We start from the raw sequence: 303 nt of genomic DNA, 5'->3' as shown, positions 1-303 counted from the left end.
CTGTTCTGACCAGGCTTCCGTAGACCAGGCGTTTGCCGAGTGGGTTGCCCTGGGCAGCATCACGGGTGGCTGTAACCTGATGGTTGAAGTGACCAATCCGGGGGCACCTGATGCCTGTGGTGGTTCAACCGAAGTTATCTGGACAGCTACCAGCGACTGTGGGGCACCGTTATTGTTGAGTTCGACCTTTACGGTAGAGCCTGCACCAGAGGTTTCCTTCAATGCACCAGACGATTATACAATGGCAGCATGTTCTGACCAGGCTTCCGTAGACCAGGCGTTTGCCGAGTGGGTTGCCCTGGG

General features: G+C 56.4%; 1 protein-coding gene. It reads left to right on the top strand.

Annotation, left to right across the window (positions count from 1 at the left end; genetic code table 11):
• Positions 1-303, top strand: a 303-nt coding sequence (locus tag ZA05_RS18245) for a hypothetical protein (RefSeq protein ID WP_197276016.1), incomplete at both ends; no start/stop codon positions are given.

This window comes from Mangrovimonas sp. TPBH4 (assembly GCF_001280505.1).
Lineage (GTDB): Bacteria > Bacteroidota > Bacteroidia > Flavobacteriales > Flavobacteriaceae > Mangrovimonas_A.
The sequence above is the reverse complement of the archived record's forward strand: the minus strand, read 5'-3'. Positions and strand labels throughout refer to the sequence as shown.